Origin of the sequence: Sorangium sp. So ce406, assembly GCF_051474675.1 — a bacterium.
Taxonomy (GTDB): domain Bacteria; phylum Myxococcota_A; class Polyangia; order Polyangiales; family Polyangiaceae; genus Sorangium; species Sorangium cellulosum_G.
The window spans coordinates 2,874,382-2,886,076 of the sequence record NZ_CP150340.1 but is presented as its reverse complement, the minus strand read 5'-3'; the positions used below and the strand labels follow the sequence as shown (position 1 = coordinate 2,886,076).

Annotated in this window: 8 protein-coding genes; 5 read left to right on the top strand and 3 right to left on the bottom strand. The window is 73.2% G+C overall.

The features are described 5' to 3' along the window. Window positions 1-23 precede the first annotated feature (23 nt). On the bottom strand, window positions 24-3,125 hold the full coding sequence (locus WME96_RS10835; RefSeq protein ID WP_437290070.1) for a PQQ-dependent sugar dehydrogenase: 3,102 nt from the start codon (window positions 3,123-3,125) through the stop codon (window positions 24-26). Between the two features lie 374 nt (window positions 3,126-3,499). Here WME96_RS10835 and WME96_RS10830 point away from each other — a divergent pair, with 374 nt between their 5' ends. Genes WME96_RS10830 through WME96_RS10820 form a run of 3 tightly spaced genes read left to right on the top strand, consistent with a single transcriptional unit; the run spans window position 3,500 to window position 6,883 of the window. Beyond that, entirely contained in the window at window positions 3,500-4,024 is a 525-nt protein-coding gene (locus tag WME96_RS10830) for a hypothetical protein (RefSeq protein WP_061617816.1), read from the top strand. Next, entirely contained in the window at window positions 4,005-4,388 is a 384-nt protein-coding gene (locus tag WME96_RS10825; RefSeq protein WP_433935323.1) for a hypothetical protein, read from the top strand. The genes WME96_RS10830 and WME96_RS10825 overlap by 20 nt, the downstream gene beginning before the upstream one ends. A gap of 11 nt (window positions 4,389-4,399) precedes the next feature. Next, complete coding sequence (locus tag WME96_RS10820; protein WP_437290069.1) at window positions 4,400-6,883, top strand: SpoIIE family protein phosphatase; 2,484 nt, start codon at window positions 4,400-4,402, stop codon at window positions 6,881-6,883. 6 nt (window positions 6,884-6,889) lie between these two features. Here the strand turns inward: WME96_RS10820 and WME96_RS10815 are convergent, their stop codons facing one another. Both WME96_RS10815 and WME96_RS10810 read right to left on the bottom strand, forming a co-directional pair. Beyond that, window positions 6,890-7,537 (bottom strand): hypothetical protein, encoded by a 648-nt coding sequence (locus tag WME96_RS10815; protein ID WP_437290068.1) that lies wholly within the window; start codon window positions 7,535-7,537, stop codon window positions 6,890-6,892. Window positions 7,538-7,570: 33 nt separating this feature from the next. Then, on the bottom strand, window positions 7,571-9,742 hold the full coding sequence (locus tag WME96_RS10810) for a serine/threonine protein kinase (protein ID WP_437290067.1): 2,172 nt from the start codon (window positions 9,740-9,742) through the stop codon (window positions 7,571-7,573). Window positions 9,743-9,886: 144 nt separating this feature from the next. Between WME96_RS10810 and WME96_RS10805 the strand changes: the two genes are divergently transcribed. Both WME96_RS10805 and WME96_RS10800 read left to right on the top strand, forming a co-directional pair. Further along, window positions 9,887-10,822 carry an SIMPL domain-containing protein gene (locus WME96_RS10805; protein WP_437290066.1) on the top strand — a complete coding sequence of 312 codons (936 nt, stop codon included), beginning with the start codon at window positions 9,887-9,889 and terminating at the stop codon, window positions 10,820-10,822. A 186-nt stretch (window positions 10,823-11,008) separates the two neighbouring features. Beyond that, a complete protein-coding gene (locus WME96_RS10800; protein ID WP_437290065.1) occupies window positions 11,009-11,683 on the top strand; it encodes a hypothetical protein in 675 nt (224 codons plus the stop codon). Window positions 11,684-11,695: the final 12 nt, after the last annotated feature.

Sequence of the window (11,695 nt, the reverse complement as noted above, 5' to 3'; positions counted from 1 at the left end):
GGCGAGCGCCGGCGCTCGCCGGATCACCTCGGGTCGATGCGGAACACCTCCCCCGTGAGCATGACGACGTGGAGCTCGCCGGCCGCGTCCTCGCCGAAGGACGCCGCCGGAAGGCTCGACGCGAGATCGTCCGTGATCTCCACGTGATCGCGCACCGTCGCGCCGTCCCACCGCAGCGTCCAGAAGCGGTGCGTCCCGTAGTCACCGTAGACGTACCTCCCCTGGAGGCACGGGATCGCGGCGCCGCGGTAGACGTATCCGCCGGTGATCGAGCCGCCCTCTCCGCTCGCGTGGCTGTGCTCCACGGCGGGCGCGACGCCGACCCGGGAGCACCCCGCCGCGACGCAGTGGTTGCCCTCCATCGTCGGCCAGCCGTAGTTGCGCCGCCCGGTGCGGGCCGGCTCGATGTTGAGCTCCTCCCACGCGTTCTGTCCCACGTCGGCGATGTAGAGATCGCCCGTGCGCCGGTCGAAGCTGAAGCGCCACGGGTTGCGCAGACCGTGGTCCCAGACGAGCGGGTTCACGCCGTCGCCGGTGAGGTTGCCGGACGGGCCGAGCCCGGTGTCCACGTCGATCCGCAGGATCTTGCCGAGCGGCGACGAGAGGTCCTTCGCCGGAGAGGTCGAGTACGGGGTGACGGCCGCGTCGCCGACGGAGGCGTAGAGGTGGCCGTCCGGCCCGAAGGCGAGCGTGCCGCCGGCGTGGTTCCAGCCGCCGTGCCGCGCGTCGAGGAGCTTCCGGACAGGCAGGTTCGCCGCCGACGTGTCGGCGACATCGGGGTTCGAGGCCGAGCGGCGGAACTCGGCGATCGTGACGTTGCCCCTGGGCGCGGCGGTGTAGAACAGCCAGAAGCGGCCGTTGCTGGCGTAGCTGGGGTGGAACGCCATCCCGAGCAGCCCGCCCTCCGCGGTCGGGCTGGGCGTGCACACGAGCGGGTGCGCGCTCGCGGGGCGCGACGGCGGGCACGAGGTCCCGCCCCGGATGTCGAGGAACGGCGTGGCCTGGAGGACGCCGTCCTTGATGAGGCGGACGACCCCGTCCTTTTCGAGGACGAACATCCTCGACCTGTCGCCCGGCGGGCTCGTGAGGAAGAGGGGCGCCTCCAGCCCGGACGCGATCTGCGTGAGCTTCAGGCGGGGCACCCCGGCGCACGCGCCCCCGGCGCCGCTGACGGGGCTCGCGCCGCCCGCACCGCCCGCGCCGGAGCTCGCGCCGCCGGTGCCAGGGCCCGCGCCGCCCGCGCCGCCCGCGCCAGCGCCGCTGCTTGCGCTCGCGCTGCTCGCGCTGCTCGCGCTGACGCTGCTCGCGCTGCTCATGGCCGCTCCGCTGCTCCCGCCGCTCGCCGCCCCGGCGCGCGGTCGCAGCCCGTCGATCCACGCGCGGACCGCCGCGAGCCCCGCCGCGTCGGCGACATCCGACGCGATCGGCGGCATCTGCGCCCGCGTACCGCGGTGCGCCATCCGGCGCACGACAGCGCTCGACTCGGGATCTCCCGCCGTGATCCGGTGGACGACGCCGGCCTCCCAGAAGCTGGGCGTCACGCCCACGCCGGTCGTGTACGTGTCGGTGCTCTCCACCGTGGTGTTCGCGGCGAGCAGGCGTGTCCGCAGCGTCGCGACCCCGGTGCTGTTGTGGCAATTGCCGCAGTTCGCGTGCAGGTAGCCGAGCGCCGCGGCGGCCTCGGCGTCGCCCGGCGGGCGGAACCCGCGCGGCCTCGGGACGGTGAGCCACCCGGCGCGGCTCAGCGACGCCATGGTCTCGCCCGGCCCGTCATGGCTGAGCTGCAGCGCGCTGAAGCCGAGGATCCGCTCCGGGAGCTTGCCGTGGCACTCCCAGCAGTCCGCGGTCCGCGGGATGTCGTGCCGGGTGCCGCGCGCGTCCTCGACGCCCTCCTCGACGAGGAACGCGTCGTTCCTCGACGGGTCCCACGCGTACGCGGCGAACAGCCAGTCGTCGATCCCGGGACCGAACCGGTGGATGAGCCGCGTCTCCACGGCCACGCCCTCGGCGCGGAACTCCTTCCAGAAGCGCGTCCCCACCGGCAGCGACCAGTGGTCCATGTCGCTCGTGTCGATGGTGGAGCAGCGGGGCAGGTACACGAAGCGCCGCTTGCTCGCCCCGTCCGACCAGAGCTCGTACGCGGGGCGAAACTCGAGCGTGTTCGCCGCGCGCGACCGGGTCGCGATGTCCGCGTAGAGCCCGGTCTCGGAGAGCCGCGCGGGCGGCGACGGGTCGGGCGGCAGCGCGCCGGGGTCGACGCACGGATCGTCCGCCGCGCTCGAGGCGCCGGTCGAGCTCGACGTCACGGCGCTCGACGTCGCGGTGCTCGACGCCCCCGTCGTCGCGCCCACGCAGGGCGCGCAGTGCGGCCCTCCGCAGTCGACGCCCGCCTCGTGGCCGTTCATCACGCCGTCCGCGCAGGTCACGTAGCAGACCTCGAGCCGGGGGCGCTCCTCCGCGCGGTCGATCTCGCTGCTCCTGAGGTTGGTGACGCGCGCGGGCGCCTCGTCGAGGAGCACGCCGTGGTTCTCCGCGGTCCCGAGCACCCACGTCTGCACGAGCGACGACACGTCCGTCACGCGGGCGCCGACGCCCGCCTCGGCCGCGATCGTCGCCGCGCGCTCCGCGTCGAAGCCGCCGTCGCCGAGGCTCTGCCACGTGACGGTCCGCTCGTCCCACGGCGCCGTGACGCGGTGGACGCTGATCGCGCTGCTCTCGAGCTTGTGAGTCTGGTGGAGGCCCAGCGTGGCAGAGACGACCGTCGCGCCGGCGGGCACGCGAGAGAGGTCGAACTGCACGACGGACCGGCGGTGGCCCGCGCGCGCGACGAAGCCAGTCGAGAGGTTCGGAGAGGTGGAGTCGTTCCAGGCCGGAGCGTTTTGCCACAGTGTCGCATCTCTCACCGTGCCGAGCGTCCCGCGCCGGAGCGTGACGCACACCGCTCCGTCGCTCGAGAGCGAGAGAGAGGCGGCCCCGAGCGCGGGCGGCTCGCCCGCCTCGACATCGCCGTCGGCTCCGCGCGCGAGGCCGCGCTCCGCCTCGGGGCCGCCGCTGCAGCCGAGGGCCGCGGCGGCGGCGCCGGCGAGGACGCCGCGCCTCACGAGGGGGTGAACGGCCGAGATCACCGTCGATCGATGGGAACCGCGGCGCGCTCGCCCGGGCGCAAGGGACCGTCGTTTCATACAGCGATAACCTCCTTGTGGGGTTGACCACAGGGGATCTCCCCCCGCGGCTGACGGCGGTGGTGAGCGAGGCGCTCGGCGCTGCGCCGGCTCCACGACACACTTCACCGTCGATGGGCATCGTGATCACTTCAACGAGCGTGCCACCGAGCTCATCATAACGCGACGCGTTATAGACTAAAACGCGGACTGAAACGCGGAGGACACCCTGCGCTCCTGCGTTGTCGATGGACACCACCCTACATGAGCGCCGAGATCACGCCGCCCGCGGAAGTAGTGGTTGGATCCAGCGCGGGAGCAGCGTAGGATAACAGGTTGTGTCATCTCCCGAACCGACGCAGGGTGCCTCGCTGTTCCTCTGCATCACCTTCTTTCCGAGCGAGCGCCTGGCGACGGCGGTGCTGCGGCTGGTGTCCAGCTTCTGCGGCGCGGTCCTGGACGACGCGAACGTGAGCTCGCGGTTCTACATGGCCGCACACGAGCTCGCCGAGAACATCACCAAGTACTCCACCGGCCCTCGCGTGAGCCTCGAGCTCGCGCTCGAGGAGGACGAGCGGTCGCACATCATGAAGATCCGCGCGCGCAACGAGGCGTCCCCGGAGCGCCTGAGGGAGGTCGAGAAGCGCCTGCTCGACCTCAAGACCGCGAGCGATCCGCTGAAGCACTACGACGAGCTCATCACCGGGACGGCGATGATCGAGGGAGTCTCCGGCCTGGGGCTCGCCCGCGTCCGCGCCGAGGGGGGGCTCGACGTCGATTACAAGATCGAGGGCAACGAGCTCACGATCATCGCGCACGCGCCGCTCGAGCGGTGGAGGACGAATGAGCAGCTTAAGGGTTGATCACGTCGTCACGGACAGCTTCGGCATCGAGCCGGCGCTCCTCGGAGACCGCCTCAGCATCAAGCTGACCGGCACCGGCGATATGGCGGCGGCCGCGCCGCTCGGCGGCTATTGCAAGGAGGTCCAGGAGGAGGTGAGGCGCCTCTCCCTGGCCGCCGTCGAGTTCGACATACGGGCACTCTACTTCCTGAACTCGAGCTGCCTGAAGGCGTTCATCGCCTTCATCTGCGGCGTCGCCGCCCAGGGCCTCAAGTGCGAGATTCGCTTCGTCACGGACGCGCGGCTCGCGTGGCAGCGGCGGAGCCTGACGGCCCTCGAGCGCATGTCCCCGAGCCTCGTGTCGATCGACGAGAAGGTGCGCTGAGAGCGACGCGCATGGCGGCGAAGCGCCCAACGATCGCGCTCTTGGTCGATTATCTCACCGGCGAATACCAGTCCGAAGTGCGCTTCGGGGTCGAGCGGGCCGCCGAGGAGCACGACGTCAACCTGCTCGTCGTCTTCGGGGAGACGCACGCTCGCTCGGGCTACTCGATGATGCCGACAACCAGCATCTACCCGCTCATCAGCGCGGAGACGGTCGACGGCCTGGTGATCCTCTCGTCGGCGCTCACGAACCACTTCGGCACCGAGCGCACCCACGCGTTCTGCCGGTCGTACGCGCCCCTGCCCATGTGCAGCGTGGGGCTCGCGCTGGACGGCGTCCCGAGCGTCATCGTCGACAACGCGCGCGGGGCCGAGACGATCGTCGCGCACATGCTCGACGACCACGCCTGCCAGCGCGTCGCGTACATCAGCGGGCCGCCGAGCAACGAGGAGGCGACGCTGCGCGCCGACGCGTACAGGAGGGCGCTCGCGGCGCGCTCGATCCCCTACGACGAGCGGCTCTTCGTGTCCGGCGATTTCCTGATCGAGAGCGGCCGCCGCGCGATGCGCGAGCTCCTCGCGCGCAGGGTCGACTTCGACGGGGTCATCGCCGGGAACGACAACATGGCCCTCGGCGCGATGGACGAGATCAAGGCGCACGGCCTCGACGTCCCGGGCGACGTCCTCGTGTGCGGGTTCGACGACGTCGCCGTCTCGCGCGTCACGAAGCCGTCGCTCACGACCATCCGCCAGCCGATCAAGCAGCTCGGGGCGCTCGCGGTCGCGAAGGTCGTCCGCATGATCCGCGGCGAGCGCGTCCCGGAGTGCAGCCTCCTCCCGGTCGAGCTCACGCGCCGCGAGTCGTGCGGCTGCGGCTACTACGCGACGGTGCCGCGCACGTCGGCGCGCGCGTTCGCGGCGGCGCCGGCCGCGCACGGGCCCCCGTCGCTGGCCGATCAGCGCGACGCCGTCGAGCGCGCGCTCGCGAGCGCCGTGCTCTTCCCGGGCGCGCCGCGGAGGGCCTGGCCGGGCGAGCTGCTCTCGGCGCTCGAGGAGGAGCTCGCGGGGCAGGAGGGTCGCTTCCTGCAGGCGCTGAAGCGCGTGCTCGACGACGCGACGCGCGAGGGCGTCGCCCTCGACCAGTTCCAGGGCGTGGTCACGCTGCTCCGCGCGCGGCTCCGCCGGGCGTGCGCGGGCGCGCAGCACGAGGACGTCGAGCGGCTCTGGCACGCATGCCGCGCGCTGATCGCCCACGCCTCCACGCGCGCGGAGGCGGAGCGGCGGCTCCACCTGGAGCGCGCCTCGGTCCACCTGAGCTGGACGGGGAGGTGCCTGTCGACGTGCCTGAGCCTGCCCCTGCTCCGGCGCACGCTGGCGGCGGAGCTGCCCGGCCTGTCGCTCACGCGCGCCGCCGTGTCGCTCTACGACGATGCGGGGCGCGCCACCCTGAGGCCGCTCTTCCTGATGGAGGACGGCCGCGAGGTGGAGCCGCCGCGCGGGAGCTTCCCGGCGCGCCGCCTCGCCCCGCCCGGCTTCCTCGGCGCCGCCGAGCGCTGGAGCGTGTTCGCGATGCCGATCACCTTCGGGGAGGCGGAGCACTACGGCATCGTGGCGCTCGGCAGCGGCGCCAACGAGGTGGTCTACGACACCCTGCGCCTCCAGCTCGGCTCTGCGCTGAAGGCCGTGGCGATGCACCGGGAGATCGTCCGGGAGGTGGAGATACGCGAGCGGCTGGAGCAGGAGCAGCGCCGCCAGGAGAGCGTGGTCGCGCAGCACATCCAGACCAAGCTGGTGCCGCCGCGCCTCGCGATCGAGGGGCTCGATCTCTGCGCGTTCATGAGGCCCGCGGCCGAGGTGGGCGGCGACTACTACGACGTCATCGGGACGCCGGAGGGCGGCTGGATCGGGATCGGCGACGTCGCGGGGCACGGCCTCGCGGCCGGCCTGGTCATGCTGATGATCCAGAGCATGGTGGCGGCGATGGCGCGCAGGGCGGAGGTCGTGAGCCCCGCCGAGATCGTCTCGGCGCTCAACCAGGCGCTCCACGACAACATCCGCGGTCGCCTGAAGCGCGACGAGCACGCGACGCTGGTCCTGCTCCGCTACGAGCGCGGCGGGCGCGTGACGTTCGCGGGCGCGCACGACGACCTCATCGTGTGCCGCGCGAGCACGCGGCGCTGCACCTGCATCCCGAGCTCCGGCGTCTGGGTCGGCATCCTGCCCTCCATCGACGCGATGACGCGCGACGCCGAGCTCGTCCTCGAGGACGGCGACGTCCTCGTGCTCTACAGCGACGGGGTGACGGAGGCGCGCAACGTCCACCGCGAGCAGTTCGGGCTCGAGCGGCTCTGCGCCGCCATCGAGGCCACCCAGGCCGAGCCGGTGGACGCCATCCGCGACCGGATCCTGCGGGACGTCGACGGCTGGTGCCCGAGCCCGGACGACGACATCACGATCGTCGTCGCGCGCTACCACGCGCCTCCGGGCGACCGGTAAGCCGGCTCAGCGGCGCGCTGGGCCCCGGCGCACGGCGGCCCGCGCCTCGGCGACGGTGCTCTGCACCGCGGACACGAAGCGCGGCGGGAAGTGCTCGGGGTCGGTGAACCACGACGCCACGCTGCTCACGGCGCTGCGCATCCCGGAGCCCTCGTCCGCGACCGCGCCGGCGAGCAGCCACCCGGTGCCGAGGGCGAGCCGCGTCGGCGGCAGCCCCGCCTCGCGGACGAACGACCGGGAGAGCGCGCGGCAGGCCTCGTCGGGCAGGCGCGCGCGCCGCGCCTCGAGCAGCAGCCCGGCCGCCTCCACGAGACGCTCATAGGACGCGGCGCGCCTCGGGATCGCGCGGCACAGCGCACGGTGCAGCACCCGCAGGTGCTGCTCCAGGAGCACGCTGGGCATGCCGCGGTTGGAGAGCAGGCCAGCGAGCCAGAGGATCTGGCGCTCCACGACGGGGCGCGTATGCGTGGCGAGGGTCACGAGGAACGCGCTGTCGCTCCTCGTGAAGCGCCGCCCGCGCTCGCCGTAGCGAAACCCGTAGTAGGGCGTCAGCTCGAGGGAGAGCTCGCCGGCGCGCACCGCCGCGGCGACCTCGCGCGGATCGTCGGGGACCGGGGTCGATCCGGCCTCGGGGTTGAGGGGGTGTCCCGCCATCGGAGCACGAGGCGCAGCGGACGGGCGAGCCCGTCAGCCGGTGACGCGCCCCTCGATGATACCGCCGTCGGCCGTGATGGCGACGACGACCTCCGAGTCGACGAACAGCGACACGACCGGGCCGACCCAGGCGTCGTTCTCCCAGACGCACTCCCACGACCCGGCCATCGGCGGGACGCCGCCGCGCCGCACCCAGATGCGCCCGGCGCTGCCCGCCCAGGCGCGGCCCTCGCTGTCGATCGTCGCCGCCGACAGGGCGCGCCGCGGCTCGATGTTCTCCGTGAAGACGCTCTGCCCGTACCGCCAGACGACGCTCCCCTCCGCGCCGACCGCGATGCCGAGCCCCAGATCGGGCCGCCCCGCGCAGGCGACGAACGCGCGCGCCGGCGGCGCCGGGATGCGCTCCAGGTGCCAGTCGAGCGGGGCGTAGAGCGCGACCAGCCCCTCGCCCGTCGTCGACCGACCGACGAGCAGCCACCGCTCGTCCTCGACGCGCGCGACGGCCGCGAGGAGCGCGACGCCCTCGGCCGGCATCGGCCGCAGCCACCGCTTCGCGATGAACGCGTGCAGGAGCGGCCGCGGGTCGTTCTGGGTCGTCGAGACCAGGATGCCCATGTCCTCCAGGTCGCCGCTCAGCGCCACGTGGCTCTGCGGCTCGCCCGGGAGCTGGAACACGCCCGTGACGCCGCCGGTCGTGTACACCGCGAGCGTCGAGGCGTCGCCGCCGAGCAGCCAGCGGCCGGGCCCGATCCGGTGCACGAAGCGCACGCCCTGCGGGCTCGGCAGGCCTCCGGACGACGCCTCGCTCCAGCCCGTCCCGTTCCAGAACAGCAGCCCGCCCGTCCCCGCCGCGAGGCACCGGCCGTAGCCGTCCCAGGCCACGCTCCGGATGACCGAGTCGAGGCTCGGGTGGTGGAGCACGCTCCACGTCCACCGCTCGACGATCGTCGACACCCGCTGCGGCGCCTCCCGCAGCGCGCGCGGCGGCTGCACGCTGACGAGCTCGGCCTCGATCGCGCGGTCCGGGCTCGGGCGGTCGGCGCCCCTCGGCTGGCGCGGCGAGAGCATCGTCTGGCCGAGCTCCCCCGTGAGCTGCACCGGCGACTTCACGTGCGTGGACGGGATGGTCATGGGGGCCATCTCCTCCGGGGCGCGCGCGCGCTGCTCGCTCGCGTTGGCGACGAGCCGCTGCTCCAGCGCCGAGACCGGCGAGGCGGGGCGGAGGTACGGCGAGAGCATCGCGGCCACGGCCACGGCCTCCTGGAGGCGCTCCTGCGCCTCGCCCGCCGACGCCCAGCGGAGCGCGAAGTCGATCGACTTGCACGCCTGGTCGTTGCCGCGCAGCGCGGGGTGCAGCCACCTCGTATCGAGGATGCTCCGGCGCGTGCGCGCCATCGCCGCCATGAGCGCCTGCGCCTGCGACTCCGCGACGATGTACTCCTCGCCCGTGAGCACGAAGAAGATGACGCACGCGAGGTTGAAGATGTCGGTCCACGGGCCGATGGTGCTCGGATCGGCGGACAGCATCTCCGGCGGCACGACCCCGGCGTTGCCGACGACGCCGGCCATGATCGTCTCGCGGATGCCGCGCGGCCGCGCCAGGCCGAAGTCGCTGATCTTGAACAGCTCCTCGTCGCCCGACCCGCAGCACAGGATGCTCTCCGGCGTGAGCTGCCGGTGGACGACGCCCACGTCGTGCACCGCTGACAGCCCGCTCGAGATGCACTCGATCGCGCGCGTCGCGCGCGCCGGATCGAACGCATGGCCCGTGGCCTGGATGGTCCCCTGCACCCGCTGGCGGAGCGTCACGCCCTGGACGCCGCCGTGAACGTACTCGATCGTGATCCAGGGGAGATCCAGGGTCTTCGTGCCGCGCCGCACCGCGAACGTGCCGGTGTCGATGAGCCGGACCACGAACGGCGTCGGAGGGACCTGCTCGTTGAGGCGGCCGAGGGACACCGCCTCCTTCTTCACGATCACCGCCGCGGACGGACCTAGCTGCCTGAAGAGCGACGGCCGGAGGATCTTGACCACGACGGGGGTCTCGCCCTCGGGCGCCGTGCGGACCGCGTAGTACGAGACGAACATCGCCCCGGACCCGGCGCGCGACACGATCCGATAGCCGATGCTCGACGAGAGGTCGCTGCCGATCGTGGCCCCCTGCAGACCTCCGAGGGCCTCTTCATCGCTGGGTATTGTGAGCACGTGAACGACCATAGCGCACCCGGCGCGCCGTGGCGCAACTTGCCGAGGGCAGCGAGGCGCCCGCCGCGGGCGTCGCGCGGGTCGCCGCGCGCCGACCCGCGCCGCGCCCTGTAAGCCGGCGCGGGCGTCGCGCGTTGCACGGGCATGAAGAACCAGAGCTCTCTGTCACGCCGGCTATGTCTCGCCGGGTTTCTGCTGTCGACCGCGCCCCTGCTCGCCGCCTGCGCGCCTCAGGCGACGCCTCAGGCCGTGAGCCCGGAGGTCAACACCATCACGGTCGTCGGCCGGGGCGAGGTCAGCGCGAAGCCGGACGTCGCCCGCACGCAGCTCGGCATCGAGGTCATGGCGCCCACGGTCGCGGAGGCGACGAAGGCGGCCGCCGCGCGCATGAACGAGATCTTCGTGGCGCTGAGGAAGGCCGGGATCGCGGACAAGGACATCCAGACCAGCAACTACTCCATCCAGCTCGTGCGGCAGCCCGACGTGCCGCCGTGGGGGCCGGCCGCCTACGCGCAGCCCATGGCGGCCTCCGCGGCGGCGTCCGCGCCCGCCGCTCAGGCCGCCGCGCCCGCTGCGCCCGCCGCGCCCACCGCGCGCGGGCCCAAGCCGACGCCGCCGCCCGCGGCGAAGGCCCCGCCGCCGCCCGACCTCGCGCCGCCCCAGCCGGCTCCGCCGGCGCACTTCTACCGGGTGAGCAACACGGTGACGGCCGTCATCCGCAACCTCGACCAGGTCGGGGCGGTGCTCGATGCCGTCACAGCCGCTGGCGCGAACAACGTGTGGGGCGTCTCGTTCGACCTCGACAAGACCGACCCGCTCGAGGCGCAGGCGCGCGAGAAGGCGATCGCCGACGCGCGGGCGCGCGCCGAGGCGCTCGCCCGGCTGCAGGGCGTCGCGCTCGGCCGGGTCGTCGCGATCAGCGAGATCATCGATTCGGGCCCCGTCCACGGCCGCATGGCCATGGCCTCCGCTGCCTACGGCGACGCGGGCACCCCCGTCGCGCCCGGCGAGGTGCAGCTCAGCACGCAGGTGAAGGTCATCTACGCGCTGGACGGCGCGCCGGCCGGCACGCGCAAGTGACCTCGCGGCGCGACGGGGCCGCGCGTCCTCCGCACCGCGCGCCGCGGCCCCGCGCGCCGCGGCCTCGCGCGCCGCTTCCGCCGAGGCCGTCCAAATGCAGCTAGATGCACCGCGCGCCGCCCGAGCGGATACAGTTCCAGCGTCCGGCTCGGGCCCCGCGCCCTCGGCCCCCTGCACCGCGCCACCATGACCGTTCCGCCCTGCCATCCTCCCGTCCGCGCCGCCGCCCTCGCGGCGCGCCCGCGCTTCGCCGCCGCCCTCGCGCGCTCGCTCGCGACAGCGGCGCTCGCCGCGTCGGCCGCGGGCTGCCTCGTGATCTCGCCGCCGGAGTACGATCACCCCTCGAAGACCGCGCCGGTGCTCACCGAGCCCTTCCCGCCGCCGCACATCCCGATCCACATCGACGAACAGGACGTGCGCAAGTCTTTCAGCGCGTCGGTGCTGTCCGAGGACAACGGACAACCCGTGGAGGTCGCCCTCTACGTCGATTACGGCAGGCGCAGCCCTGACGGGAGCGCATATCGAAGGCTCCGCGCCCCGTGGTCGGTCGGGGCGGGGACGATCGCCGGCGGACAGCGCTCCTTCACCCTCGAGTGGAGTGTCGAAGGTATGAATCTCCCGAGCGACGGGGAGACGCCGGAGCGGGAGTGCCACACCATCACGATGATGGCGTCGCACGACTTCAACCAGTGTTATTGCCCGGCCGATCCGGAGGACATGGGCTCGATCACCTGGCAGCTCATCAAGTGTGACCCGAACGAGCCGGGGTGCCCCGGGTCGTGCCCTCCGCTGGACTGCGAGAAGACCCCGTGCCGATTCTGCGATGACCCCGATTTCCTGGAGGAGTGCAAGGACCCCTGACGCCGCGGCGGC

What these genes read in the sequence shown, in the direction of transcription:
- WME96_RS10825 (WP_433935323.1), top strand. Translation starts at nt 4,005, where the DNA reads ATGAGCAGCTTAAGGGTTGATCACGTCGTCACGGACAGCTTCGGCATC.
- WME96_RS10815 (WP_437290068.1), bottom strand. Translation starts at nt 7,537, where the DNA reads ATGGCGGGACACCCCCTCAACCCCGAGGCCGGATCGACCCCGGTCCCC.
- WME96_RS10800 (WP_437290065.1), top strand. Translation starts at nt 11,009, where the DNA reads ATGACCGTTCCGCCCTGCCATCCTCCCGTCCGCGCCGCCGCCCTCGCG.
- WME96_RS10805 (WP_437290066.1), top strand. Translation starts at nt 9,887, where the DNA reads ATGAAGAACCAGAGCTCTCTGTCACGCCGGCTATGTCTCGCCGGGTTT.
- WME96_RS10820 (WP_437290069.1), top strand. Translation starts at nt 4,400, where the DNA reads ATGGCGGCGAAGCGCCCAACGATCGCGCTCTTGGTCGATTATCTCACC.